The sequence below is a fragment of the Halobacterium zhouii genome, from assembly GCF_021249405.1.
In the GTDB taxonomy this organism is placed as follows: domain Archaea; phylum Halobacteriota; class Halobacteria; order Halobacteriales; family Halobacteriaceae; genus Halobacterium; species Halobacterium zhouii.
The window spans coordinates 141,683-167,010 of the sequence record NZ_CP089594.1 but is presented as its reverse complement, the minus strand read 5'-3'; the positions used below and the strand labels follow the sequence as shown (position 1 = coordinate 167,010).

Below are 25,328 nucleotides of genomic sequence, written 5' to 3'. Positions count from 1 at the left end.
GAGCACCAATCGTTACTACTCCGTGGTCGCGTCTGTCGTCGTCATTCCATGGTCGCGTTGCCGGTCGTCGGCGCCTGCGTCGTCTCGTTCCCCGTCGTCTCACTGCCGGTCGTTCCGGACTGTAACTCTTCGACGGTGACGTTCACGCCGTGGGGCACGTACGCGGTGTTCCCGTAGCCGTCCTGGTTCCAGGGGTACTTGTTGTTCGTGATGCCGCGCAGTCCCTCCTCGGGGTCGGAGACGGTCGCTGGTTGCGTGCGGCCCTGGCCGTCCGTGGCCCGCGAGACGAGCGTGTGCTCGCCGGGTTCGGGCGTCCAGACGTATCGGAACAGCCGCCACGAGTACTTCCCGACGTCCGGCTGGAGGAACTCCGCGTCGTTCCAGGAGTCGCCGCCGTCCGTCGACACCTCGACGCTCTCGACGCCGTCGTCGCCCGCCCACGCGACGCCCACGACCTCGACGTTGCCGTCGCGCCGCGGCGACACCGTCGCGCCCTTGCCGGGGAAGCCGATGAGCGACTTCACGAGCTGGTCGTACATGTAGGCGTTCTGTATCTTGTCGGTCGCCTGCATCTGCTCGTACGTGTCGAAGATGTCGATGGACCGGTACTGCTGGGCCTCCTCGTCCTGGGCGGGGATGATGCGGTAGGAGTACTGCTGCCAGTGGGTGTACGTGCGCTGGTCGCCGTCCTCCCACTCCTCGCCGTACACCATCATGTCCATGACGTGCATCCGGTCGACCCACTTCACGTTGTTGTTGCCGAACCAGCCCGGAACGAGAAAGCGCACGGGGTGGCCGTGGTCGGCGGGGATGGGGGCGCCGTTCATCTGGTAGACGAGCAGGCAGTCGTCCATCACCTTCGACATCGGGATCGACCGCGTGAAGATGTCCTCGCCCTCGGGGGCGTCTCCGCCCATCACGGAGAGCCACTTCCCTTCGGAGGTGTCCGCGCCGTACGCCTCCAGAATCTCGCTCACGGGTGTGCCCGTCCATTCGGCGTTCCCCACCGCGCCGAACGTCCACTGGTTTCCGCCGACCTGAGGCTCGAAGTACGCTCGGCCGTTCCCTGAGCATTGCATCGTGTGGAACACCGTCTCCGTGGAGAAGCCGTTCTTGAGTTCCTCGATCGACAGTTCGACCTCCTGGTCGACCATCCCGGTCAGGGAGACGGTCCACTCGCTCTCCTCGATGCTCGGCGTCGGGTAGTGATTCCGGATGTAGAACTCCTCGGCGGGCGTCACCATCGTGGTGTACGTCGCGCGCTCGGCGGCCTCGGCGTTCTCGGGCTCCGGCGAGAGGATGCGCAGGCCCGGGTACTTCTCCTGGAGTGACTGCCCGTCCGGGGGTTCCTCGGTCGTCGTGCCGGGCGCTTCGGTCGTCTCGCCCGGCGACGTGCCGGGCTGCCCCGACGGGAAGTCCTCGGCGCTCGGACACCCCGCGAGTAGGCTCGTCGCCGCTACGGCGCCCGTCGCCTGCAGGAATCGTCGTCGCTTCAGGAACCGCTCGCGCGTCCCGTCACCGCTCGATTCACCCTCACCGCCGCCGCGGCCTTCGTCGCCGTCCGGCCGCTCCCCCCTGTCATTTGGTGGCATAACTCACTAGAGTACGTGTCAGCCACGCCATTGGTCGTTTTCTCGGGATGGTTGCGGCCAGCCGACCACCTACTGCTCGGTTACGGTGACGTACCCGACCATCCCCTGGTCCGAGTGTGGTTCACAGACGTAGACGTACTCGCCGGCCACCGTGAACGTGTGCTGGAACGTCGCTCCGACGGGTTCGATGGCGTAGTGCCGACTCTCCTCGTAGGACGCGAACGGCTCCGCACCCGCGGGATTCTGCACCTTCTCGGACGCGCCGGGAAGCGATGTGACGTTGTGGCCCGCGCTCTCGAACGTCCACCGGATGGTGTCACCGACCGTCAACTCGACTCGCTCCGGGGCGAATCTGAGCCGGCCTTCCGGACCGACCGCAACGTCCACTACCTCGCCCGGCGGCGTCGCGGCGGTCGTCTCCGGCGCGCTCGTCGTCTGCGTGGACTCCGTCGGCTCCGCCGTGGTCGGCTCTTCGGTTGTCGGCTCCGCCGTCGTCTCCTCGGCGGTCGTCTGCGGACGCTGGGTCGTCTCGGGGGCGTCCGTCGTCCCCGCTGGCGTCGTCTCGCGTGCCGTCGTTCCAGGCTCCTCTGTCGTGGCCGGTTCGCCCGTCCCATCCCCGAAACTCGGCGGTCTCGCGCAGCCAGCGACCAGCGCTATCAGTCCCACCGTCCCACCGCTGCGGAGCAGTTGCCGTCTCGTTGGCATACACACCGCATCGTCCGCGGTAATTGTCAACGCACGGACTGGCGAGGCCAAACCGACGCCAATCGGCGGGTAACGCGCCGCCACCCGGCATCGACTGGGCAGTATCGATACCCGTTCTGGTCTCCGTTTCGACAGGTCTCGATTGCCGCTCTCAGGATTCCTGGCTGTCCGCCGGCGCGCACGCGTGCTCCACGAGGCGGATGCGCTCGGTCGGGTCCGGCGCGCCGAGGCGAACCCGCTCGGTGACGTAGTGGGGCGCGACCCGAACGAGCGTGGACTCGTGGTTCGCGCTCCACTCCGTACACAGGTAGTCCGCGAACGCGTGCTGGAGCGCGACGTCGTCGCTCCGCCACAGGTCCACGAGGTACTTCCGCCACCGTGCGGTGGGGTAGGTGGCGGCGACGTCCGGCGGTTTCGTCCACCTGACGGCGCCGCCGTGGAACGCGTCGACGCGTTCGCTTCGCGCGCCCTCACTCGACGCGAGTTCGCCCGGGACGACGTACCACCCGTCGACGTTCAGTGGCTCGGGAGCGAACATGTCCCACCGGCGCTCTTCGGGGTCGACGGTCGACGCGACGCTGTCGGGCGTCGCGACCAGGCCGACGGACATCGCCGTCCAGACGAGCACGAACGCCAGGAACACCGCCGCGACCGCCGGCGTGACGCGCGCCCTCCACCGACCGACGGCCGCCCGCAGGCCGCCACTGGTGTCGATTCGAGCGCTCGCTGTCGGCCGCCTCGGCGCGAACGGCAGCGCGCCGGCGAGCCGATTTCGCGTGCGCGAGAGTGCGTTCTGGGGACGCTCCGGGACGCACGCTGCGAGTTCGTTCCACACCACTGGTGGGAGGAACGGAACGAGCGCGACCACCGAGATGAGCGGGAACAGGCCGAGTTGCATCGTGAGCAGCATGCCGAGGTGGACGCTCGCGAACAGCCCCGCAAACACCGCCCGACGCCGCCCAGCCAGTACGATGAGTAGTGGTGACGCCACGAGCATCGTGAGCCACACGTGGCTGGCCATCTCGAGGAGCGCCGGATACTGCGCCAGGGCGTCCCCCAGGAACACGGTGAACTGGTCGAGGGCGAACACCACCCGCACCGCGTCACCCGACAGCCAGGCGTCCCCGCGGAGTTTCAACACCGCGTTGACCACGTACACCAACACCACCTGGACCAACAGCGCCGCAGACGCCACGCTGGCGACGTGGTCACGCACACTGGAACGTCGGGACGCCCCGGCCGCGTCGACGCTCCAGCGCGCGCCCAGCGGCAGGAACGCGCCCCACAGCAGGAGTCGCCGTAGGAGGGAGTCGCCGGCGTTCAACACCAGCGGGTTGCGGGCGTGGAGGGACGCCAGCAGGACTAGCGAGACGACGGTTGCGAGGCGCGTTCTGTAGCCGACCAACAGACACAGCGCGGCGACGCCCGCCACCGCGAACAGCACGACTTGAAACCACGCTGCGCCCGATAGGGCGTGCAGGGAGAACGCTGCAAACGCCGGATACTGTTCGGCCAGCAGTGGTCGCGGCAAAACACCCGCGTCCGTGTAGAACGCGGTCAGATTTCGTGCGCGCAACGCCAGGTCCGCGAGCAACAGCGCGCCCACGCCGACACGAAACGCCGCCAGCGCCCGCGCGTCGACGCTCACGCGGCGAGCCAGCGCTGCGCGAACTGCGGGGAGTCCGCGCCGGAGTCGTGTCACTGTGCCCGCTTCCCCCATACCGGTTGTCGGTGGTTCACCGAATCCGGACAAGTACCTTGTGGATGGTCGCGGTGTTGTCTGCCTCGCGGGCTCGGCTGATTGTCAACTGACTCGCGAATACGACGACACAGCCCGGAATATCCGCCCCCTAAGTCAATTTATGCCCGGTAGGTAGATTTAGGTGGGTGCACTCGCAACGCTACGTCAACATGGACGCCGAGGACTTCGCGGACGGGCCGGGAACCGTCGACCGCCACAACGGCCTGCCGTGCTACCGTCCGGCGAGCCTCCCCCCGGACCTCGAGTTCACCGACGACGCGATGCGGGTGTACGGCGACGCCCAGTACGCGCTCGGGCGCCTCGCCACGCTCCACCGCAGCGTGGACAACGAGAACCTCCTCATCGCGCCGTTCGTCGTTCGCGAGGCCGCCACCAGCTCCCAGATCGAGGGCACGAACGTCACCGTTTCGGACATCATCCTCCACGACATCGAGACCTCCCCGGAGCGAGCGGCCGCCGACTCGAAGGATGTCCGCGAGGCGTACAACTACGTCGACGCGGTCCGCGAAGGCTTCGCGCGCCTCGAAGCCGGCGAGGACATCTCCGTCGAGTTGATCTGCGACCTCCACGAGACGCTGCTCAGTGACGCCCGCGGCGTCGACGCCAACCCCGGCGAGTTGCGCGACGTTCCCGTCTACATCGGGTCGCCCGACGGCTCCGCGGCGAACGCGCGCTTCGTCCCCGCCAACCCGGACACCGTCGAGATTCTCCTCGAACAGCTCGTCACGTACATCAACAGCGGATCCCACCCGCCGCTCGTGGACGTCGCCATCACGCACTACCAGTTCGAGACCATCCATCCGTTCTACGACGGCAACGGCCGGCTCGGCCGCCTCCTGATGATGCTCCAGTTGTACGACGCGGGCCTCCTGCCGGAGCCGTACCTCTATCTGAGCGCGTACTTCAACCGCCGCCGTCAGCGGTACCTCGATTACCTCCTCGAGGTGAGCCGCGACGGCGCGTGGGACCAGTGGCTCTCGTTCGTGTTGAACGCGATCGCCGAGCAGGCCATCGACGCCTACGACTGTGGCGTGGAACTCCAGTCCCTCCAGGAGACCTACCACGCGAAGTTCCCGTCCCGTCCCGCAGTCCGTGACGTCGTCGACTACGTCTTCGAGGAACCCTACCTCACGGCGCCCCGCGCCATCGACGCGACTGGCCGCTCCCGGCAGGCAGTGTACGACGCCGTCGACGCGCTCGAGAGCGAGGGCATCGTCGAACAGGTCTCCGGCTCGGAGCGCTACCGCGTGTACGAGGCTCCTGAGGTGCTCGCCGTCGTCGGGTCACCGTGACCGCGAGCCGACGACCCACCAGCCAACGGGCCCCGGACACGCCACCGCGTCCGCTGTTCTTCGCGTCGTCGTCCCCGGGTCCGACCGTCACTCCGCGAGCGCGGCGACGAGCGCGGCGACGCCGATAGCGCCGCCCACGAGCACGGCGAGCGCCGTCGCCCCGTCCGGCGTGCCGACGCCAGCAGTGAGGTCGTGGAGGACGCTCGTGCCGTAGTACGCGACGAGACCGACGCCGACTGCCGCGCCGACGTGCACGAACTCGGCGCGGGCAGAGGGCGCGCGCCGGTCGAGTTCCGCGACGAGGCCGACGCCGTACTCGCCGACGTCCCAGACCACCATACCCGCGGCGACGAGTGCGAACACGAACCCGGGCGCCGCGTTCTGGACGCCGGCGAACGCGCCGGCGAGCACTAGGCCGGCGGCGGCGACGGCCGCGGGCGCGCCCCGCTTCGGGATGGCGCGCAGCCGTCCCAGTCCGGCGAACGCGAGCAGGAGCGCCGAGAGACAGACGAGCGGGACGACGAGGCCGAGGAGCGCGAGCGTCGGCGTGCCGAACACTCGGATGGTTTCGCCAGCCAGTTCTCTGGACTGTTCGGGGAGCGCTTCGACCACGCCGCGGACGAGCGGCTGGGCGTACACGACGCCGACGACGACGGCGAGCACGCCACTGCCCGCCGTCGGCGCGACCCGACGCAGGCCGTCGCTCACGTCACCGGTGACGAGGCGCGCGAGTCGCAGGCCGCCAGCGACGACACCGGACACGGCGACGACGACGAGCAGCACGACTCGGAGCACGCTCGAGGACGCCATTCCACCGACGAGTGCGAGGAGGGCGTCGGGGAGCGGGTCCACGAGCCCAGTGCCGAAGCCGAAGACGAATGCCACCAAGAACAGGCCCCAGAGCACCGCCAGCAGTCGCCACACGGAGAGACAGACCGACACGACGGTCTGGCTCGCGCGAGCCACCTGGCTCCGGCGCGCTCTCGGCGCGAGTTCCGCGAGCGGCGCGGCGGTGACTCCCCCGGCGAGCGCGCGAGCAGCGGCGGCGAGCACCACCACGAACACCACCACGTCGACGCCGGTTCCGGTCGGCGCGACGACGAGACGGGCGACGGCCCGAGACGCGCCGGCGACGACGTCGACGAGCGGAGCATCCGACCCGATGTTTCCGAGGAACGCCACGACCGCCGCAAGGAACGGGAGGATCGTCGTCGCGACGACGACGGAGAACGCGCGCCCGACCGCTCCGCCGCCGACCCCGCCGGTGAACGCCGCGACGGCGCCGAACCCGGCGGCGGCGAGCGCCACCAGCACCAGCGGGTCGAGCACGCCCTCCAGCAGCGGGAGGTCGGCGAGTGAGAACCCGGCGGCGGCGAGCACCGCGACGCCGCCGACGGGCATCAGCATCGACGACGCGAACACTGCGAGCGGTTCGTCCCGGGACGCCAGCCCGGTTGCGAGTCCGAGCACGCCGCCGCCCGCCACGGCGAGGAACGCGAGCACGTCGTAGGTCACGGCGGCGTCGTTCGCGGCGAACACGACCACCGCGAGAACCGCGAGGCCGGTGAGCGTGGACGGTCGACGAACCACTGTCGCGTCGCCGGTCATCGTTTCCCATCCTCGACGGCGGCAGTGGCGCGCGCGACGGCCTGCGAGAGCGACTCCTCGGGCGACCAGTCCACCACTCGCGCGCCGGTCGCGCGCAGCGAGTCGACGGCGAGCGCGCGGTCCGCCGCCGCCAGCGTGTTCCCCGGCGTGTCCGTCGCCGTCACGTCCGGGCAGACCGCCGTCACGCGGTGGTCGTCCGCGCGCAGGCGGCGCGCCAGGTCCGCAGCGAACCCGTCGAGCGCGGGCGAGCACACCACCACCTGCACGCCGGGTTGTAGCCGCCCGGCCAGCCGGCCGATGCAGTCGTCGCCGCCGTCTGGCGCCGCAGCAGGGGGCGCCCGCTCGCTCGCTTCGCCGTCGCTCGACCCCGGTTCGTCCGGGCCGGAGCCGTCTTCGTCGCCGGCCTCGCTCTCGACGTCCGTTGCGTCCGCCGGCGATTCGAGCGCGGTATCGAGCACCGTCGCCAGGCGCGCGTGATGTGCGTCGCCGGTCCCCGGCGGCACCCACGCGGGGTCGTCTGCGTCCGTCAACGGGTCGTCGACGCCGAACACCGCGACGCCGACCTGGTGGCCCGCAGCCTCCAGCGGGCTGACCGCCTGCGCCGCGGCGTAGGCCGACAGCGACGCGCCCGAGGGCGTCCCCGACTGCGCGGCGATGTCGCTCTCCTCGCGGGCGTCCACGACCAGCACGACCGCCGCCGCGCGGCGCTCCCGGTAGTTCACCGTCGAGAGGTCGCCGGTTTTCGCGTACCGCCGCCAGTTGATGCGGCTCACGGGGTCACCGTGCTGGTAGTCCCGCGTCGAATGGAACTCGATGCCCGGACCGCCCGTGTCCGTCGGGAGCGCGCCCGCGTGCGCCGTCGTCTGGCGGCGGAGCGGCAGGTCAGCCACGTTCACCCTGCAGACCAGTGCGTCGTCGCCGTCCGCGGGCCGGCGGACCGTCCGGTCAGCCGACGCGCTCGCGCCGCGGACGCGCACCGTCGGCGGGTCGAAGGCGAACTGCCCGCGGTCCGCGACGACTGCGTACGAGAGCGTCGTCTCGTCGCCGGGCGGGAGCGCGAACGCCCCCTCCGTCGTCCCGGACACGACCCGCAGGTCGTCGGGGACGCCGTCCACGACGCGCACGTCTGCGAGCACCGAGTCCGTCTCGTTGCGCACCGTCAGCGTCACCGCCACGCGGTCGCCCGGGAGCGGTGACGACTCGGACAGCGTTCGCTCGACCCGCACACCCTCGGCGGGCGGCGGGGAGGAGAGCGCGCCGTACGCGACGAACACCAGTGGAATTGCCGCCGCGACGAACAACGTCGCCCGGCCGCTCGCCACGCCCGCCGCCACGAGCACGAGCGTCGCCAGCAGGCCGCCCACGAACCGCGAACTCCGGGTCACTGCGACCCCTCCGTGGCGAGTCGGTGCGCGGCGTCGACCGCCCGCTTCGCGCGCCGCCGGTACGCGCGGTCCGGGTGGACCCACCCACGGAGGCGCTCCCGGAGCGGGAATCGCGGCGCGCGCTCGTCGCCCGCGAACGCCGCCGCGACGACGTCGTCGGTCCACGCGCCCTCGGCCACCGAGTTCCGGGCGTCCTCCCGCGAGACGCCGTGACGACGGGCGTAAGCGCGAACCGCTGTCTCTCGCACGCGCTCCCGGACGTCCTCTCTGGCGCCCTGCACGTCCGGCGTGGCTACGTCCCGTGACGCCAGTTCGAGGTCGTCGTCGAACCGTCCGCCGGAGTTGTCAGCGTCGCCCTCGTCTCGCGTTCCCGCGAGTCGCGACTCGCCGTTTCTCCGGTCGTTCCGCCGCCGCCGGGCGAACGCGTACCCGAGCAGTCCCACGCCGAGCACGCCCGTCACGACGGTCGCATCGACAGCGGTCACGACCCCGGTGACGGCGGCTGGCGCGAGTCCGACCGCCGCCCCGACGGCGAACGCCACGCCGGCGACGCCGACCGCCGCGAGCACCGTCTCGCGCGTACTGACGCTCATCGGTCCCCCTCCGCGCTCTGCTGGCCGCTCTCCTCCTCGTCGCTATCGCCGAGTTCGCTCAGCGCCGACTGCGCGCGCTCCGCGTGCTCGCGCTCCGGGCGACCACCGTAGGCCGCGTCGCGGAACGCGTTCGTCAGCGCGTACACGGGGCGCTTCGGGAACCCCGAGCGTACCGCACGCCGCGCCACCTCGCCGGGCGTCTTCGTCTCCCAGCGCTCCACGCCGACGAGCGAGACGAACCGCCACCACACGGACTGCAGACGCCCCGACGCCCCGGCGTCGTCGCCCCGCTGGTCGTCTGACACGCCGCTCGTGCCGCCCGAGCGTTCCTCGCGCACCGCGGCGAGCACGCCTGTGAGCCACGCCCGGACGGCCGGCGCGCGGACCCGTCCCGGGAGCGACGCCAGCCACTCCAGGACGCCGCGCCACCCGTCCCGGGACGCGTCCCGGAACTCCGCCGCGAGTTTCTCCAGCGCGTCCGCGACCCCAACCACCGCGCGGACCGTTGCTGAAGCGGCCTCGTTCACCGCGCGAACGAGCAGCGTCACCGCGTCGTCTACCGTGACGCCTCGCCGACGCACGGCACGGACGCCGCCGGCCAGCGCCACGAGAGCCGCGAGAACCGTCACCGCGAACGCCGGCAGCACGCCGTCCACGTACGTCACTGCGTGCTTGTCGGCGGTTGCGGACGACACCTGTGGAACGCGGGAGAGCGGGATCTCGAAGTTAACTGTTCCGTCCTCGCCGGTCCGCCCGACGACCTCCCCGTCGAGTTCCACGACGGCGCCGGTCACCGCCTCACCGCCGGACGTCACGCGCGCGGTCGCCTCGGTCCACGGCAGCGGCGCGACCAGCGACGGCGACACCGACACTACCAGTCCGTCGACCGGGTACGTCTCCGTCTGCGTGATGTCCCCCCTCGACGCCGTCACTTCGAGGACGCCGCTGGCGTCCTCCGGGATGGTCACCTCGAGGACGCCGCGCTGATTCGTCTTCCCGACCCGCTCCCCCGCCAGCCGGATTGTCGCGCCCGGGAACCGCTTGCTGCCGACGAACGCCTGCAGCGTCACTGTCGACCCGGGTTCGACGTCGCTCCGGAACTGGAAGCTCACGTCCGCGTTGACCGGGAACGTGTGGTCGGTCCCGTTCTCCCCACTGTCGTTCCCGAACGCGTCGGCGTCTTGCGCTGTCACTCTCCCACCCTGATCTGTCGACCTTCCGTTTCGCCCCGTCGCGGCCTCGATTTCTCCCGCGATCTTCGGTGGGGGCACGTTCGCGACTACCGCGCGGTCGACGCCGGGTGGACTTCCGACTGTATCGAGGCGTAGCCCTCTCGCCGTAGTCACCCCACCCGCGGACGGACCGGCCACGAGTTCTGCAGCACCACCCGTCGCCGACACGTTCGTCCCCCGCAGGTCGATGTCGATCTCCTCCGCGTACGGCACCGTGAACGCCACCTCGCCGTCGTGGTCGGTCGCGCCGACGGACTCACCGTTCACCGTCACAGAGACGCCCGACACCGGTTCCCCGGCTGCGGTCACCGTCGCGGTGACGCGCTCGCCGGGCGTCGCGGTTCCGTTCAGGCTCACCCGGTACGTCGAGTCGCCGCGGAGCGCCTCGTCCGTCGCCTGCCGTGGTGCGCTCGGCGTCGGGTCGAAGCGGACCCAGCCGACGCCCTCGAAGTACACCTCGACCCACGCGTGGGCGTCCGCACCGCGAACGAGGTATCTGTTCTCGCCGACGCGTTCGCCGCCCGCGTAGCCGACGACGTACCGCGCCGGGATGTCCTGCGTGCGCAACATCACCGCCATGCTCGACGCGAAGTGCTCGCAGTAGCCCGCGTTCTGCTCGAAGAGGAACTCGTCCACGACGTTATCGCCCGCCGCCGTCCCGTTCGACAGCGAGTACATCTTCGACTCCTCGAGGTAGCGCTCGACGGCCTTCACCTTCCCGTAGCGCGTATCCGCGTCGTCCGTCACCTGCGCGGCGAGCGACCGGACCCGGGACGTCGTCGACACCTCCGAGTAGTCGGAGGTGGGGTAGCCTCTCGTCGACTCGTCACCGTCTCCGGCGGCCGTCAGCGCCTCCTCGCCCCGTGGTGGCTTGCTCGCGGCGACCTTGTAGGTAGTTCCGGGTTCGAGTCCGGACGGCGCACGAACACTGCCAGTGGTCCAGTACTGGAGGTCGACGTTACAGTCCTCCCCCCAACCGCAGTCCGGAACGTCGCTCAGACTCACGTCGAGTGGCCGCCAGACCACCGGGAGGGACGTCGTCGACCGCTTCAGCGTCACTGTGTACGTCATCGACAACTCCCGAGTCTCCCGCACCGGGTCCGAGGCGCTCCCCGTCCTGTACGCACCATCCCGATTCTGCCATCCAGATCCGGTGTACTCGACGTACGCGCCGGTCCGCCAGTACGTCCGGCTGGGTGCCGTGGCCACGAAGTGCGGTTGGCTCGCCAGCGCTCGCGCTGACTTCGATATCGCGCCGCCGACGCTCGTCGACTGGCCGGGAGTGAGTGCGCCGAGCAGGCTTCCGGCGCCACTCGGTGTCTGTGGTGGCTCGTCACCGAACAGCCAGTTCAGGGCGTCCATCTCCAGGAGGAACTCCGGCACCTGGCTCGGTGCCTGCGGGGAGTCGAGGCCGCCGAGCGGCGTGTCGCCCGCGAGCGCGGGCGCTGCCGTCGACGCGGCGATCAGGCCGAGGACACAGAGGAGGGCGAGCACCGCGCGCCGGGTGTCGGGACCAGGGGCGTCGTCGCTCATCGTCCACCTGTTTCCGCGCCCGTGTACCTATATCTCCCGGAGAGTCAACTGGTCACTTTCTCTACGGTGCCTCACGACTCTCCGCTCGCCGCTTCGAGTGGTTGCTGTGTCGCTCTCCACCGGCCGACCCAGGTAGTCAGTATGGTCAGTAATACTGTGCAGTTTTATTGGCTAGTGTTTCTGTAGGTGATGTCGTTTGTCCGCACTGTTTGCCACCCCCGATATGTCTGCTGGCTTGTCTGGGTCTTCGACATCTTTCACGTCTCCGGTACCAGTCAACGCGGCACCTCCTGATCGTCGCCACATCTAGAGAGTACGTCCAGGCAGTACGTCTAAATGTACTGTCTGCGCAGTATTACTGGTCAGTAGTACTGTTCTTCTAAGGTCGGTTCCTGTCTCGACAGCTCCAGAAGAACTACGTTGGCAATCTGGCCCGTTCGTTCATCTCGATCGATTGGCCAGACATTGTCTACAGTTCAGTTAGTCAGGCGGTCTGGCCAGTTCTTCTACCCAGGCCATACACTCAATGTGTGTAGTCGATTTGGTCAGTACAGTTGACTGGATGTATTGGCCAGTCGGTCTGGATGGAATTGTTGAACAATCCTGCTGTCTGGGCCTCTTACATAATACAACTGGCCAGATTTATTGTCCAGTAATACTGGTCAGTCTGTCTGAATGGTCTGCCTGGGCTTCTCTCGTGGTCATCCCACTCTCGTCACTCGATCTCCGAAACGCCGACGACCGAGAGCACGGCCTGTCCGAGTAGCACGACTGCCAGCACGCTCGCCGCGAACAGCGTCGGCGCCGCGAGCAGTCGCGCCGTCCGGTACGGGAGCACGAGACGACTGAACCCGAGCACCACGAAACTCACGAACACCAGCCCGAACAGCACGGCAGACAGTTTCACGAAGGTGTTCCGGCGCATACTCCCTATCGGTCGACCTGCGGTTTAGGCGTACTGTCCTACGCCGCCGACTCGTGTCGCTCGTAGCGCTCCTCGAAGCGCGCGCGGCACGACGAACAGCAGAAGTGGTGGCGCTCGCCGCCGACCTCCGCCGTTTCCCCCTCGTTCGTCACGGTGTTCCCGCACTCGGCACACGCGAGCGCGATGTCGTTCCCGACGCTCGGGTTCCACGCGGACTCCGCGAGCACCTCGACGTCGTACGACCCGAGGACGTCGCGGTCGACAACGTCGGTCACCCAGGAACGGACGTTCTCGACGGGAACGTTGGCCACGCAGACGACGTCCCCGGACGCCGTGACGAACACGTGCTCGACAGCGTCGGCCGCACTGACCGACTCGCGGACCGCGTCCTCGTCGCCGGGCGTCGGCGACAGCGTCACGAGCACCTGACTGCCACCCCGGAGCGCGGAGTGGTCGACATCAACCGTAAATCGGTTTATGATGCCGCTCCCCCGGAGCTTCGAGACGCGCTCTGAGACCGCGGGTGCCGACAGGCCTACGTCGTCCGCGATGTCACTGTACGGTCGTCTCGCATCCGCTGCGAGCAACTCGAGGATTCTACGGTCTGTCTCGTCGAGTTCGGCCATACGCCCGGTTCGAACCGGACACCCAAACCGATTCCGGGGCAACACGCTGGAATCCGAACCCGAGGCCGGGTTCGACTCCGCGTTCGGCGTGTTGTTCGCCGGTGGGTGCTCGGACCGTCATCACACTCATCGTCCGGTGTCGTCACTCCTTCGTCGTCCGGTGTCGTTAACCCGCTCTCGCCCGTACGTCGGGTATGAGCAAGCAAGCCACGTTCGGCGGTGGGTGTTTCTGGTGTATCGAGGCGGCCCTCGAGGAACTGGACGGGGTGACCGACGTGACCTCCGGGTATGCAGGCGGCGACACGGAGAATCCGACGTACCGGGAGGTCTGCCGGGGGGACACGGGACACGCCGAGGTCGTCCAGGTCACCTACGACGAGGACGAACTCTCCTACGAGGACCTCCTGGAGGTCTTTTTCACCGTTCACGACCCGACGACGGTGAACCGCCAGGGGCCGGACGTCGGGTCGCAGTACCGCTCGATCGTGCTCTACCACGACGACGAGCAGCGCGAACTCGTCGAGGCGTTCGTCGCGGAACTCGAGGAACGCGACGCGTTCGAGGACTCCATCGTCACCGAGGTAGAGCCTTTAGAGGGGTTCTACGAGGCCGAAGACGAGCACCAGAACTACTACGAGAACAACCCCGACGCGGCCTACTGCACGGTCAACATCGCGCCGAAGGTGTCGAAGGTCCGGGAGCAGTTCGCCGAACAGGTCCAGTGACGCCGCACCGATAGTATACGGGCGGTTCAGCGGTTCAGGACGTCCCGCAACTGCTCGCGTCCGTGTTCCTCGCGGTCGGTCCGTTCTTCGTCGTCGACGAACTGCGAGCGGTCGTGTTCGACGACGAACGCTGTGACCCGCTCGATGCGCTCCTCGCTCACGTTCTCGTCGTCGGGGACGCTGTCGCGGACCCACGACTCGATGTGCTCGCGCCGGTCGTCGGTGCGCTCGGTGTCGTACCGCACCCAGTCCCAGTACTGGACCGCGATAGCTCGCCAGAAATCGCGTTCGTCGACCAGCCAGTCCTCGACGAGCGTCGTCGCGACGTCCGCGCCGTCGCCCGCGGCGACGATCGCCTGATCGGTGGTGCCCACGAGAGGACCGGCGGCGTACACGCCCTCGACGGCCGTTCTTCCGTCGTCGTCCGCGGCAACGTGCCGGCGGTCCGCCCCGCGGAACAGGTCGCCGTCGTCGAGCGCGTGGAGGTACTCCGCACCGTACTTCGTGGTTGCGAGCACGCGGTCGGTGCGAACTGGGTCTCCCTCCTCGCGTTCGACGAGGAGGTCGCCGTCGACGCGAGTGATACTGCTGACGTGGTCGTCCGCGTACGCACAGCCGGTCTCCTCGAGATGGCGACGGGTGAGGTCGCGGAACGTCGAGACACTGACGCCGCCCGGGAACCCGAGGTAGTTCTCGAGGTGCGCGCACCTGTCGAGTGAGGCGCGGCCGCGGTCACAGACGAGCACGTCGAGGCCGGCGCGACCGAGGAACACGGCCGCCGAGGCGCCCGCGGGACCGCCGCCCACGACCACCGCGTCGTGGTTACGGGGCATTCACACCTCCGCTGTGCTGTCCGGCAGCCAGCTCCGTCTGGGGTGCTCGCTGCCCGTCGTTCGTTCCGGCCACTGCAATCATGGTTTAGGTCAGCCTAATCGGCCGGATAGGCGTTTCGGTTCTGGGGACCACCGGCGGGACGTTAGCTCACTCGTGGCAGTGCGCGTCTGTGTGCGCCTCACCGACCGCTTCGACTGTGGCGTGCCCGACCCCGAACTCCGCCTCGAGGCGCTCGTGCACGTGCTCGACGACCCGGTCGCGCTCCGCGGTGGTCTCACAGTCGTCGACGAGGTAGACGGTGGCCACGAGCAGGTCGCTGTGGAGGTGCCAGAGGTGAACGTCGGGAACGCGCTGGACGCCCGGGACGCCGGCGACGACCGCTCGCACGTCGCCCGTGGCGACCGGACTTTTCTGGAAGAGGACGGCGACGCTCTCGCGGAGCACGCCGACCGCCGACCACACGATGAGCGCCGCGACGGCGACGGCCGCCAGCGGGTCGAACAGCGAGATTCCGGTGACTGCGACGGCGGCGGTGGCGACGATGACGGCGACCGACCCCGCGGCGTCCGCGAGCAGGTGGACGTACGCGCCGCGCTCGTTCAACGAGAGGTCCTCGCCCTCCAGCACGTAGACCGAAAAGAGGTTGATGCCGAGGCCGAACGCGCCCAGGAGGATGGTCATCTGGGCGTTTATCGCGGTGGGGTCGAGGAACCGCTGGTAGGATTCGTAGAGCAGGTAGCCGACGGTGGGGACGAGCAGCAACCCGTTGACGAACGCCGCGAACGGTTCAGCCCGGGCGAGACCGTACGTCCAGCGCTCGCCGGGGTCGCTGCGCGCGACGACGACCGCCGCGGCCCACGCGAACACGTACGCGGTGGCGTCGAACAGCATGTGGAACGCGTCGCTCAGGAGGGCGACCGACCCGAACGCGAGGCCGCCAGCTAACTCGACGACGAACCCGACGGCGTTGATGGCGGCGACGACGCCGAGCGTGCGCGCGCTGTCGCTGCGCTTGTCGTGGCTGTCGTGGTCGTGATTCCCGCCGTGGTCGTGCTTCCCGTCGTGGCCGTGACTGTCGTGTTTGTGGCTGCTGGGGTCGCCGTCGCCGGGCTGGTCGGCGCTGTGGCTACTCTCGTGTTCGGCGTCGCTGTCGTCGCGCTCGCCGGGACCGTGACGTTCGTCGCCGTGTCCCACGCGGTGTCACTCCCGTTCGAGTTCGGGTTCGACCCGGGAGAGGCGCATCGCGTTCCCGGTGACTGCCGTCGTCATGCCGGCGTCCCCGACCAGCACCGCCGCCCAGATGGGGACGTATCCCAGGGGGACGCCCGCAGCGAGCACCGCCTTCGCAGCGAGACTCGTCCAGACGTTCTGGCGGATGACGCCGTTCGCGCGATGCGAGAGGTCGTAGAGATACGGCAGGCGCGTGAGGTCGTCGCCCATCAGCGCGACGTCTGCCGTCTCCAGGGCGGTGTCGGTGCCCGCCGCACCCATCGCGATGCCGACGGTCGCGGTGGCGAGCGCTGGCGCGTCGTTCACGCCGTCGCCGACCATCGCCACTGCGTCGAACTCCTCGGTGAGGTCGCCGACGGCCTCGACCTTCTCCTCGGGCAGGAGTTCGGCGCGGAACTCGTCGACGCCGACCTGCTCGGCGATGGCGCGCGCGGTGCGCTCGTTGTCGCCGGTGAGCATCACGGTGCGCTCCAGGCCGAGCGATTTCAGGCGTTCGACGGCGGCCGCGGCCTCCGGGCGCACCTCGTCCGCGACGGCGATGACTCCCTCCACTTCGTCCGCTGTTCCGACGAGCACGACGGTCTTGCCCTCGGCCTGGAGTTCGGGGACGAGTTCCTCCAGCAGGTCGAGGCAGCCGTTGCGCTCGCAGAGGTTCTGTGACGTCCGGGTGACCACTCCACCGTCCGTCGTCGCGTGGACGTGCGAGAGGTCGAAGCCGAGTTCGTCGAACAGGCCGGGTTTGCCGGCGTAGTGGGTCGTTCCACCGAGCTCTGCGGTGACTCCCTTTCCGGTGATGGACTCGAACCCATCGACGTCTCGCTTTTCGACGTCCGCGTCCTCGGCGTGCTCCACGATGGCGTCACCGATCGGGTGCTCGCTCCGGGATTCGAGGCCGCGAGCGCACCGCAGCACGTCCTCCGCTGTGTTGTCGTTGAGCGGCACGACGTCGGTGACAGTGAGTTCGCCCTTCGTGAGCGTGCCCGTCTTGTCGAACGCGACGGCGTCGACGTCCCCCATCGACTCGAGGTATCGCCCGCCCTTCACGAGCACGCCGTTGCGGGCCGCGCTCGTCACGCCCGAGACCACGGAGACGGGCGTCGAGATGACGAACGCGCAGGGGCACGCGAGCACGAACAGAGTGAGGCCGCGCACGACCCAGGTCGCCCACGCGCCGCCGAACAGGAGCGGCGGGACGACACCGACGAGGACTCCGGCGGTGACGACGACGGGTGTGTAGTAGTCTGCGAACCGCTCGACGAACTGCTCGCGGTCGGTCTGCTCTGCGTTCGCGTCCTCCACGAGGTCCACGACTCGCGCGAGTGTGTTGTCCGTCGACTCGGCGGTCACCTCTACTTCGAGGTAGCCGCCCTCGTTGATGGTGCCCGCGTACACCTCGTCGCCCTCGGCCTTGTCCACGGGCACGCTCTCGCCCGTGATGGGCGCCTGATTCACCGCGCTCTCGCCCTCGACGACGTCGCCGTCCATCGGAATCTTCTCGCCGGGACGCACCACGACGACGTCGCCGACGTGGACGTCCTCGACGGGGAGCGTGCGTTCTTCACCGTCGCGTCGAACCGTCGCCTCGTCCGGCGATAGCTCCATCAGCTCCCGGATCGAGCCGCGGGCCTTGTCCATCGAGTAGCGCTCCAGGAGTTCGGAGACGCTGAACAGGAACGCGAGGGTCGCCGCCTCGAAGTAGAGGCGCTCCCCGAACGCCACGCTCGCCGCGATGGCGCCGAGGATGGCGATGGTCATCAGCAGGTCGATGTCGAGGCTCAGGTTCTTCAGCGAGTAGTAGCCGTTCCGCACGATGGCCTGTCCGCCGACCGCGACCGCCGCGAGGAACGCCGCATCCGCGACGAGCACCTCGGTCCCGAGCACCGTCGCGACGACGGCGTTCTGGCCCGTCAGGAGGAACTCGAAGACGAACCCGAGCGCGACGAGCAGCCCGCTCGCCCACGTTTTCAGCGCCCGCGTGCTCGTCCACACCGACTCGCTGGCTGCTGTGTCCGCGCCGCCTGCGCCACTCGAAGCGTCCGCGCCGTCGCTCCCGTCGCCCGACCGCCCGACGACCTCGTAACCGGCGCCCTCGATGGCCGTCGCGACCGTATCCTCGTCGCTCCGCTCGGTGTCGTATCCGACGACCGCACGCCCGGTGGTGGGCCGCGTGTCGATGCGCTCGACGCCGTCCTCGCGCTCGAGCGCGTTCTCGACTTTCCCCGCGCAGGACGCACAGTCCATATCGGGGACTGCGAACTCCACTGTGCGCTCGCCTTCGGGTGCGTCGCCCGCTCCGTCGCGCCCCCTGTGGCCGTGGGTGTGGTCGTGTTCCCCGTCGTGGTCGTGCTCGTCGCCCGACGGATCCGATTCGGTCATTGGCTGAGCGTAGCCACTACTAGGTTATTAATTCAGCTGTTACTAGAGCCGGCACAGGTGGCACGTACTAGCAATGTACTGGGTTCGAGTTATTAACTCCGTGTCGTACTCGAGACCAGCGGTGGGCGGTTCCGGGGTGACCCGGCGCTGGCCCGACGACATAAGTGGCTCCGCTGAGTGCCGCTGCACATGGACGAAGTACTCGAAGCCGCGGAGATGGCACAGGACGCCGGACTCGAGGGCGCGTTCGTGTGGCTCTTCCGCATCATCGGTCTGCTCGCCGTCCTCGCGGGCTTGGCGCTCTGGCTGTTCGCGAACTGGTCGCTGCTGTGGATTCCCGCCGCGCTCATCGTCGCCGGCGTGCTGTTGCTCGCCATTCCGCAACTGTTGCTCGAACTCCTCGAACTCGCGGGGTAGGCCGGCCTGGCAGAACAGTTATCTGAACTAGCTCTGTCGCTCCACGCATGGCAGTCAATCCGCGAGCGAGACGCGCGCTGACCCACCCGTCGGTATGGGTGGTATTCGCGCTACTCAGCGCCTTCTGGGTGGTCGCTCTCGTCGACATTCCCGACGGCAGCGCACTCCTCGCCGTGGTTCGCGCCCTCGCGCTCCCGGGCTACCTCGTCGTGATCGCGGTGAACCTTCTCAACGCGGCCACGCTCGACCTTGCGTCGACGAACCCGGTGTTGTATCTCGCCATCCTGCTGGCGTTCTACGGCGTGTCCGTCGCGCTCGGCGCGGGCGTTCGCGCGGTTGCGCGACGGCTATCGTGACGCTGTCGGGACCGTGTGGCTAAGGCCACTGATCAAAAAAACCTCGAACCGTTGTTCGCCAGACAAGCAGACAGACCGTCCCGGAGCGTAGCAGTAACCCCGAACGGTGCCCGCGGTACGTCAGTTCTCTCGCTCGTTCACCAGCCCCGAGTGCCCGTCACCAGCGAGTAGACGGTGTTCCCGTGCTCACCGTACACCATGACGGCCGTGAAGGTGTACTCCCCGCGCGCCTGCTCGTTGTGGAGTGCGAACGACGAGGCGTTTCCATCGGCCCCCGCAGTCACGTAGACGGCGTCGCCGGACTCGAGTCGCGCGTCAGTGGTGACGGTCCCGTGCTCGCCAAGAGGGCTGATGTGGGGCACCCGGTGCTCGGTCGCGTTTTCCACGTAGACCTCGAACGACACGTTCGCCGGGAGGGCTGGCCCGCCGGTGTTCCGGATTTCGAGCGCGTGCCCGTCTTCGACCACCGAGATCGAGAGATGTGGGAGGTCGCCCATCCACGGCGGCGGCCCGGACCAGTCGACGCTGGTGTCGAGCGTCATCGACTCCTCGTAGGATTCTTTGCTGTCGTCGATCTCCTGGACCATGGACATATCGACACTGTAGATGACGCCCTCGGGCGTGACGAGCGCCGTCCCCTCGTACGACGTCGTCGACAGTTCCTTCGCTTTCTTCGAGGGTTCGTCGGCGGTGAGTTGGACGAGCGTCCGGCCGTTGCGTTCGACGGTGCCGTTGACGCTGTAGTTCCCGGCCATGAGGGCGGAATCGAGGTGGAGCCGTGGGCCCACGAATGGGCCGTTTGGTCTACAGTAGTTGCCGTAGGAGGTGGAGTTCTGCGTGACGGTGTACACCGTTCGGTTGGGGACGGCGGCCCGGCTGTAGCAGTTCGAGCGCGTCAGGTAGGACTCCGTCACAAACTGCTTTCCGTCGGTCGTGCGATTGACTGTGCGGTAGGTCGGCATCCCGCCCGCGGCGTGTGCGAAGCGGCGGACGACGTGCTCGTTCGCGGTCTTCGATTCGATAGTGTGCACTACCGATTCGTTCGCCGTCGCGTCGAAGTGCGCGTTGAGGAGGGTGGTGCGGTTCGTGAGCGTGCCGTTCGCCGCGACGCCCGGCGGGTACTGCTCCACGCTGGCGTTCGGCGACCAGGTGCCGGTCGAAGTTGTGGTGGCCGGGGCGCTGGTCGTGGTGGTGGCACCGGTCGTGGTGGTGTCGGGCGACGTGGTAGTGCTAGTCGGGGTCGTCCCGCCGCTACAGCCGGCGGTGACGAGGAGGAGGGCGACGCAGACGGCGAGCGCCGCGCGTCGTGTCGGGGACCTCATAAAACGAAACCACAATGTAACACTGTAAATACTTCGTGGTCTACCGATTGTCTTCCCTACCTTGTCTCCTGATTCTCTGTCGCTGTAGCGGGGCCTTCGACGACGGCCGACGAACCGGGACTGCTTCGACGTCCGAACACCCACCACCATGTACACACGAGTCATCGTCTCCATCGATTTTGCGCCCCAATCACAGACTCGTTTCTCCAGGTTCGTCCCCACCAAACAACACACTCTCGCCGTTTCAGCCGGAGAACTTATTCCCGATACGGCCGTCGTACAGGGGACGATGGCTTCCGCGAAGGAGAACTTCAGGACGGCGGTGAACAAGACGCCGAGCCGCCACGAACGCGAGGACGCGATCGACGACCTGATCTCGGCCGGCGAGTGCGAGAAACTCGCGCTGCTCGTGCAACTAAGTGGCCTGCGCGGGTCGCTGCGCCGCCGCGCGCTGAACGGCATGGCGGACGCCGACTGTGACGACCTGCTGGCGACGCTCGCGGAGACCGGCGGCCTCGAGGAGTCGCTGCAGGAGGACGCCGAGGAGTTGCTCGAACGTGAGGGATAATCTCGGGTCGCCGGACCGACCCACTAGCGCTTCCTGTGACGACGGCGTCCAGACTCCCTCGCGTACTCACCACGGTTTGAGTCCGCCCTGAACAGCGAGAGCGAACTTTGGATTTCAAAATCTACGCACCGAGACACCCCGAAGATTCGTGCCACAATCGAGTTAGTCCGGTAACCCGTATTTAGAGACATGGACCGAACGGACTACGCGATACTCTCGGTCATCGCGCTCGCGACTGTCGCCATCGGCGTGTTCACCACGACGAAGCCGTTGTCGACGTTCTTCGTCGAGAGCACACGGCAGTTCGTGACGACGACCGCCGCGATGGCGTGGATCACGTGGTGGGCGCTGGTCATCGGGTTCGCGATCGCCGGCGGCGTCGAAGCCTGGACCTCCGGTGAGACCATCTCGAACCTCCTCGAGGGTCACGGCCCGCGGGAACTCGGCTACGGGACGCTGTTCGGATTCGTCTCCTCGTCGTGTTCGTACAGCGCCATCGCCACTGCGAAGAACCTCTTCAAGAAGGGCGGGTCCGCCGCCGCCACCCTCGGCGCGTTCATGTTCGCGTCGACGAATCTCGTCATCGAGATCGGCGTCGTCATCTGGCTCCTGCTCGGCTGGCAGTTCCTGCTCGCCGACATCGTCGGCGGGTTCATGCTCATCGGCCTGATGGCGTTCGGATTCATCTACCTCGTCCCCGACGAGGTCGTCGAGCAGGCGCGCCAGAACGTCCTCGACGAGGACACGCTGACCGCTCGGGACCCCGTCTGCGGGATGGAGGTCGACCCGGAGAACGCCGACTACTCTATCGAGCACGACGGCCAGACGTACTACTTCTGCTCTGCGTCCTGCAAGGACAGTTTCGACCCCGAGGAAGCGAACACGACCATCCGCGAGCAGGCGACGTCGCTCTCGGGATGGAAGGCGCTGGCGGACAAGCAGTGGTCCGAGTGGGGGATGCTCTGGGACGAAATCGCCATCGGGTTCGTGTTCGCCGGTCTCGTCGCGGGGTTCATCCCCGAGCAGGTCTGGACGACGGTGTTCTCCGGAGCGACGTTCGGGCTACCGGTGTACGTCTTCTGGACTGCAGTCCTGGGCGCTGGCATCGGCGTCGCCACGTTCGTCTGTTCGGTGGGGAACGTTCCGTTCGCCGCGGTGTTGTTCAGCAACGGACTCCCGTTCGGGTCGGTGCTCTCCTACATCTACGCCGACCTCATCGTGCCGCCGATCGTGGACGCGTACCGCGAGTACTACGGCACGAAATTCGCGGCCGTCCTGTCGGGGATGATATTCGCCGCGGCGGTGCTTACGGGGTTCGTCATCCACTTCCTGTTCCTCGGCGCGGGCATCATCCCGGACCCGTCGGCGGTCACCATCGCGGAAGTGGAGATCGAGATGGGGTACAAACTGGTGCTCAACGTCCTCGCGACCGGACTCTTCCTGGTCCTCTACTGGCTCCACCGCTCGGACGTCGCGGAGGAAGGACACGGCGAGCACGCTCACCCCGCCGACTGACCGGTCACTCGAACATCGCCCCGGCGAAACGCCGGAGAACCACCTAGCGATTCACGATACCCCATGACCTTCGAGTTCCTGAACTTCCTCACGAAACCGTGGTTCGTCGTTCCCTGGTACACCATCGGACTGCTCGGCGCGGTCTGGGTGTTGCGCGACACGCTGTCGGTCAACACCAACGTGAACACCGCGCTGAAGGGGGCGTGGCCCATCATCGTCTTCTTCTTCTCGGTGATCGGACTCGCCCTCTACTGGTGGACGTGTCGCCCGCCGGGTATCGCCGACGTGGAGGGCGAGGACGCGGCGTCGGCCCACCACGAGTACGTCTCGAAGCCACGCCGGAAGGTGACCGGGGCCGTGGTCCACTGCGTGGGTGGAGACGGCCTCGGTATCATAACCGCGATGGCCGCGATGCGCCTGCTCGACACCTCCTTCTGGGTCGAGTTCTGGGTCGAGTACGCGGTCGGGTTCGCGTTCGGATGGTTCCTGTTCCAGTCGGTGTCGTTCAAGAAGATGGAGGACATCGGCTGGGTCGAGGCCGTCCTGAAGGGTGGGCGTGCCGAGTTCTTCTCGATGATTACGGTGATGCTCGGGATGGGACTCGTGATGCGGTACGTCACTCCGGCAGTCGCCGGGCATCCGCCCCCGGACCCGACCGAGGCCGCGTTCTGGGGCTTCGGGGCGCTCGGCCTCCTGGTCGGCGCGGTTTTCACGTACCCGATGAACGCGCTGCTGGTCAAGATCGGCTGGAAGCACGGGATGGCCTGACGCGCCCCGGGTGTCGACACCGCCGCCCCTACTGCAGTTCGGGTTGCTCGGACTCCTCCCGCCAGAACTTCTCCCCGTTCTCATAGCTACACTGCGCACACGAGGCGTCTCGACGCACGAGGAGTTCGTCGGGCGCCTCCGGGTGCTGGTCGCGTTCCAGTTCGACCTCCTCGCGCCGCAGCGAGAACACCGCACCGCACTGCGGGCACTGGGAGTCGCGACGCAGTCCGAGGTACACCGCGCCGACGGCGAACGCCACGAACGCCGGAATCACGTACTCGGGGATGCTGAACGCCTCGCTCGGGAAGTTCGCCTGCACGTCGGTCCAGAGCCAGTACGCCACCGCGCCGGCACCGCCGACCGTCGCCGCGCCGAAAATCACGTCGAAGAACTTCGGCGGGATGACCCGGGACAGCACCCGGAAGATGACGGCGAGGCCGTTGAACTGCGCGGTCCCGGTCCGGTTGTGCGGTTTCGGGTGGGTGTGGCGTTTCCTGTGGCCGTTTGCCCCGTGGTCGTCGCGTTCGTCCCCCGACATACGCGAGGCCACTCAGTGTCGGCACGTCAATGTTCCGCCGGAGTGTCACTTCGAGGGTGTGGCTAAGGCCACCAATTCAAAACACGCCGCACCGCTGTTCGCCAGAACAGCGGACACACCGCCATATGAAAATCGGCGACTGTGTGAGAAACGTTCATACCGAACCCTCACTTGGTAGAAGGACGAGTGATACCGGATGACAGATTCAGATGAGGAGTCCGGCCCGTCGGACGAGAAAAAGAGCAACTCGGACTCCGATATGGATCGGGCGAGTTCATCGATCTTTAGATCTTTCGCGACTCTGAACCTGCCGTCGAAGGAATTGGCTTCGTCTCTCGCGACCCTGAACCAGCCGTCGGAGGAACTTGCTGCATCTCTCGCAACCCTGAACCAGCCATCGAAGGAACTTGCTGCATCTCTCGCAACCCTGAACCAGCCATCGAAGGAACTTGCTGCATCTCTCGCAACCCTGAACCAGCCATCGAAGGAACTCGCCGTTAGTCTCTCTACGGCAACTACGACACGAAAAAGCACCGCGAATCAGTCAGAACCAGACTGGTTGGCCGAAGCAGGAATTGAGATTACAGTTTCTATATCGCTATGGATTGCTGATTCCCTCGGCATCTCTGATACAGAGGTCGTAGGGAAAAACGCCACCAGAGCGTCAACACTCCTCCTGATTGCTTACCTCGCGGTCTCTTATTATGATCCCTCTCCTTCTCTGAATCAAGTTGTCTTTATCTTCGGAATTCTTCATAGTACGTTTCCTTCCGCCGAAACAGAAAGCTAGTCTGACCAGAACTGAGATTTTTCCTTCAACACTGGTTCTCTTCTAGGCTAACTACACACAACTCCACGGGGTCAGATGCGCTGAGAAATCGATTCCTGAATGTGCACACGAAACACCGATTTCCGTGTACACGCCCTTTTCCCTATTCTCGAACCCTAACACACCCCAAAGAAGCCGATTCGCCACGACGCCGCCCGCCCTGAAACCCGCACAACCAACCATCTGTACACACGAACGCCGATAGCCGACTGACTGCAACGTCTCGGTAAACACGCTATCGGACGCCGACACCCAACACCCGGTGTGCCCATCAGCAAGACGCAGTTCGAGCAGGGGGAGGAGCGCTACTCCATCGAGAACGAGATCGTCCACTTCCTCCACGAGCACGAGGAAGCGTACAACGTCCTCGAGATCACCGAGGCGGTCATCGACACTGGGTGGTCCGAGGCGAACGTCGAGGAACCCGAACTCGACAGTATTGTCGGGTGCGTGCTGGACCTCGCGACGGTGAGTTCCATCCTCGACACCCTCGTGGACAACGGGATGCTGGAGCGCCGCATCGTGGACGCCGGGCACGGCGAGCGAAGCTACTACCGCGGCCCGTGACCCGCTCGCTGGCCACGGCGCTCCGTCGGC

Annotated in this window: 23 protein-coding genes; 9 read left to right on the top strand and 14 right to left on the bottom strand. The window is 67.4% G+C overall.

Annotated features, from left to right (window positions below):
* Positions 1-41 precede the first annotated feature (41 nt).
* From LT970_RS13795 to LT970_RS13785, 3 genes are all read right to left on the bottom strand, one after another.
* Positions 42-1,592, bottom strand: coding sequence for a molybdopterin-dependent oxidoreductase (locus LT970_RS13795; RefSeq protein ID WP_232688768.1), 1,551 nt, complete (start codon positions 1,590-1,592; stop codon positions 42-44).
* Between the two features lie 69 nt (positions 1,593-1,661).
* Positions 1,662-2,297, bottom strand: coding sequence for a plastocyanin/azurin family copper-binding protein (locus tag LT970_RS13790; protein WP_232688767.1), 636 nt, complete (start codon positions 2,295-2,297; stop codon positions 1,662-1,664).
* 151 nt (positions 2,298-2,448) lie between these two features.
* Positions 2,449-3,999 (bottom strand): HTTM domain-containing protein, encoded by a 1,551-nt coding sequence (locus tag LT970_RS13785; RefSeq protein WP_232688766.1) that lies wholly within the window; start codon positions 3,997-3,999, stop codon positions 2,449-2,451.
* A gap of 185 nt (positions 4,000-4,184) precedes the next feature.
* Between LT970_RS13785 and LT970_RS13780 the strand changes: the two genes are divergently transcribed.
* A complete protein-coding gene (locus LT970_RS13780; protein WP_232688765.1) occupies positions 4,185-5,351 on the top strand; it encodes a Fic family protein in 1,167 nt (388 codons plus the stop codon).
* 87 nt (positions 5,352-5,438) lie between these two features.
* Here the strand turns inward: LT970_RS13780 and LT970_RS13775 are convergent, their stop codons facing one another.
* From LT970_RS13775 to LT970_RS13750, 6 genes are all read right to left on the bottom strand, one after another.
* Complete coding sequence (locus LT970_RS13775; RefSeq protein WP_232688764.1) at positions 5,439-6,959, bottom strand: DUF7519 family protein; 1,521 nt, start codon at positions 6,957-6,959, stop codon at positions 5,439-5,441.
* Complete coding sequence (locus LT970_RS13770) at positions 6,956-8,344, bottom strand: DUF58 domain-containing protein (RefSeq protein ID WP_232688763.1); 1,389 nt, start codon at positions 8,342-8,344, stop codon at positions 6,956-6,958. Before LT970_RS13770 ends, LT970_RS13775 begins: the two co-directional genes overlap by 4 nt.
* Positions 8,341-8,937: a DUF7269 family protein gene (locus LT970_RS13765; protein ID WP_232688762.1), complete on the bottom strand. Its 597-nt coding sequence runs from the start codon at positions 8,935-8,937 to the stop codon at positions 8,341-8,343. Before LT970_RS13765 ends, LT970_RS13770 begins: the two co-directional genes overlap by 4 nt.
* Positions 8,934-11,702, bottom strand: a complete 2,769-nt coding sequence (locus LT970_RS13760; protein ID WP_232688761.1) for a transglutaminase domain-containing protein — start codon at positions 11,700-11,702, stop codon at positions 8,934-8,936. Before LT970_RS13760 ends, LT970_RS13765 begins: the two co-directional genes overlap by 4 nt.
* Before the next feature lie 715 nt (positions 11,703-12,417).
* Positions 12,418-12,627 (bottom strand): hypothetical protein, encoded by a 210-nt coding sequence (locus tag LT970_RS13755; RefSeq protein WP_232688760.1) that lies wholly within the window; start codon positions 12,625-12,627, stop codon positions 12,418-12,420.
* Positions 12,628-12,665: 38 nt separating this feature from the next.
* Complete coding sequence (locus tag LT970_RS13750) at positions 12,666-13,253, bottom strand: AsnC family transcriptional regulator (protein WP_232688759.1); 588 nt, start codon at positions 13,251-13,253, stop codon at positions 12,666-12,668.
* Positions 13,254-13,447: 194 nt separating this feature from the next.
* On the opposite strand from LT970_RS13750, the gene msrA reads away from it, so the two are divergent.
* Positions 13,448-13,978, top strand: coding sequence for a peptide-methionine (S)-S-oxide reductase MsrA (gene msrA / locus LT970_RS13745; RefSeq protein ID WP_232688758.1), 531 nt, complete (start codon positions 13,448-13,450; stop codon positions 13,976-13,978).
* Positions 13,979-14,004: 26 nt separating this feature from the next.
* Here msrA and LT970_RS13740 read toward each other — a convergent pair whose 3' ends face one another.
* From LT970_RS13740 to LT970_RS13730, 3 genes are all read right to left on the bottom strand, one after another.
* Complete coding sequence (locus tag LT970_RS13740; RefSeq protein ID WP_232688757.1) at positions 14,005-14,811, bottom strand: FAD-dependent oxidoreductase; 807 nt, start codon at positions 14,809-14,811, stop codon at positions 14,005-14,007.
* Between the two features lie 148 nt (positions 14,812-14,959).
* Positions 14,960-16,006 carry a cation diffusion facilitator family transporter gene (locus LT970_RS13735; RefSeq protein ID WP_232688756.1) on the bottom strand — a complete coding sequence of 349 codons (1,047 nt, stop codon included), beginning with the start codon at positions 16,004-16,006 and terminating at the stop codon, positions 14,960-14,962.
* 6 nt (positions 16,007-16,012) lie between these two features.
* On the bottom strand, positions 16,013-18,418 hold the full coding sequence (locus LT970_RS13730; protein ID WP_269785482.1) for a heavy metal translocating P-type ATPase: 2,406 nt from the start codon (positions 18,416-18,418) through the stop codon (positions 16,013-16,015).
* A gap of 189 nt (positions 18,419-18,607) precedes the next feature.
* On the opposite strand from LT970_RS13730, the gene LT970_RS13725 reads away from it, so the two are divergent.
* Positions 18,608-18,835, top strand: a complete 228-nt coding sequence (locus LT970_RS13725) for a hypothetical protein (protein WP_232688755.1) — start codon at positions 18,608-18,610, stop codon at positions 18,833-18,835.
* 47 nt (positions 18,836-18,882) lie between these two features.
* On the top strand, positions 18,883-19,191 hold the full coding sequence (locus LT970_RS13720; protein ID WP_232688754.1) for a hypothetical protein: 309 nt from the start codon (positions 18,883-18,885) through the stop codon (positions 19,189-19,191).
* Between the two features lie 137 nt (positions 19,192-19,328).
* Here the strand turns inward: LT970_RS13720 and LT970_RS13715 are convergent, their stop codons facing one another.
* The gene (locus LT970_RS13715) at positions 19,329-20,513 is read right to left on the bottom strand and encodes a hypothetical protein (protein WP_232688753.1); all 1,185 of its coding nucleotides are present in this window, start codon (positions 20,511-20,513) and stop codon (positions 19,329-19,331) included.
* Positions 20,514-20,802: 289 nt separating this feature from the next.
* On the opposite strand from LT970_RS13715, the gene LT970_RS13710 reads away from it, so the two are divergent.
* The 3 genes from LT970_RS13710 (at position 20,803) to LT970_RS13700 (ending at position 23,364) form a co-directional block, all read left to right on the top strand.
* Positions 20,803-21,081 carry a hypothetical protein gene (locus LT970_RS13710; protein ID WP_232688752.1) on the top strand — a complete coding sequence of 93 codons (279 nt, stop codon included), beginning with the start codon at positions 20,803-20,805 and terminating at the stop codon, positions 21,079-21,081.
* Positions 21,082-21,270: 189 nt separating this feature from the next.
* A complete protein-coding gene (locus LT970_RS13705; protein ID WP_232688751.1) occupies positions 21,271-22,596 on the top strand; it encodes a permease in 1,326 nt (441 codons plus the stop codon).
* 63 nt (positions 22,597-22,659) lie between these two features.
* The gene (locus LT970_RS13700; protein WP_232688750.1) at positions 22,660-23,364 is read left to right on the top strand and encodes a DUF4396 domain-containing protein; all 705 of its coding nucleotides are present in this window, start codon (positions 22,660-22,662) and stop codon (positions 23,362-23,364) included.
* 28 nt (positions 23,365-23,392) lie between these two features.
* Here LT970_RS13700 and LT970_RS13695 read toward each other — a convergent pair whose 3' ends face one another.
* On the bottom strand, positions 23,393-23,902 hold the full coding sequence (locus LT970_RS13695) for a hypothetical protein (protein WP_232688749.1): 510 nt from the start codon (positions 23,900-23,902) through the stop codon (positions 23,393-23,395).
* 196 nt (positions 23,903-24,098) lie between these two features.
* Between LT970_RS13695 and LT970_RS13690 the strand changes: the two genes are divergently transcribed.
* Complete coding sequence (locus LT970_RS13690; RefSeq protein ID WP_232688748.1) at positions 24,099-24,692, top strand: hypothetical protein; 594 nt, start codon at positions 24,099-24,101, stop codon at positions 24,690-24,692.
* Between the two features lie 303 nt (positions 24,693-24,995).
* Positions 24,996-25,298: a hypothetical protein gene (locus LT970_RS13685; protein WP_232688747.1), complete on the top strand. Its 303-nt coding sequence runs from the start codon at positions 24,996-24,998 to the stop codon at positions 25,296-25,298.
* Positions 25,299-25,328: the final 30 nt, after the last annotated feature.

Coding starts and splice junctions, on each gene's coding strand:
- LT970_RS13720 (WP_232688754.1), top strand. CDS start 18,883: ATGGCAGTCAATCCGCGAGCGAGACGCGCGCTGACCCACCCGTCGGTA.
- LT970_RS13760 (WP_232688761.1), bottom strand. CDS start 11,702: ATGAGCGACGACGCCCCTGGTCCCGACACCCGGCGCGCGGTGCTCGCC.
- LT970_RS13765 (WP_232688762.1), bottom strand. CDS start 8,937: ATGAGCGTCAGTACGCGCGAGACGGTGCTCGCGGCGGTCGGCGTCGCC.
- LT970_RS13740 (WP_232688757.1), bottom strand. CDS start 14,811: ATGCCCCGTAACCACGACGCGGTGGTCGTGGGCGGCGGTCCCGCGGGC.
- LT970_RS13775 (WP_232688764.1), bottom strand. CDS start 6,959: ATGACCGGCGACGCGACAGTGGTTCGTCGACCGTCCACGCTCACCGGC.
- LT970_RS13725 (WP_232688755.1), top strand. CDS start 18,608: ATGGACGAAGTACTCGAAGCCGCGGAGATGGCACAGGACGCCGGACTC.
- LT970_RS13790 (WP_232688767.1), bottom strand. CDS start 2,297: ATGCCAACGAGACGGCAACTGCTCCGCAGCGGTGGGACGGTGGGACTG.
- LT970_RS13755 (WP_232688760.1), bottom strand. CDS start 12,627: ATGCGCCGGAACACCTTCGTGAAACTGTCTGCCGTGCTGTTCGGGCTG.
- LT970_RS13700 (WP_232688750.1), top strand. CDS start 22,660: ATGACCTTCGAGTTCCTGAACTTCCTCACGAAACCGTGGTTCGTCGTT.
- LT970_RS13715 (WP_232688753.1), bottom strand. CDS start 20,513: ATGAGGTCCCCGACACGACGCGCGGCGCTCGCCGTCTGCGTCGCCCTC.
- LT970_RS13695 (WP_232688749.1), bottom strand. CDS start 23,902: ATGTCGGGGGACGAACGCGACGACCACGGGGCAAACGGCCACAGGAAA.
- LT970_RS13730 (WP_269785482.1), bottom strand. CDS start 18,418: ATGACCGAATCGGATCCGTCGGGCGACGAGCACGACCACGACGGGGAA.
- msrA (WP_232688758.1), top strand. CDS start 13,448: ATGAGCAAGCAAGCCACGTTCGGCGGTGGGTGTTTCTGGTGTATCGAG.
- LT970_RS13690 (WP_232688748.1), top strand. CDS start 24,099: ATGACAGATTCAGATGAGGAGTCCGGCCCGTCGGACGAGAAAAAGAGC.
- LT970_RS13795 (WP_232688768.1), bottom strand. CDS start 1,592: ATGCCACCAAATGACAGGGGGGAGCGGCCGGACGGCGACGAAGGCCGC.
- LT970_RS13705 (WP_232688751.1), top strand. CDS start 21,271: ATGGACCGAACGGACTACGCGATACTCTCGGTCATCGCGCTCGCGACT.
- LT970_RS13750 (WP_232688759.1), bottom strand. CDS start 13,253: ATGGCCGAACTCGACGAGACAGACCGTAGAATCCTCGAGTTGCTCGCA.
- LT970_RS13710 (WP_232688752.1), top strand. CDS start 20,803: ATGGCTTCCGCGAAGGAGAACTTCAGGACGGCGGTGAACAAGACGCCG.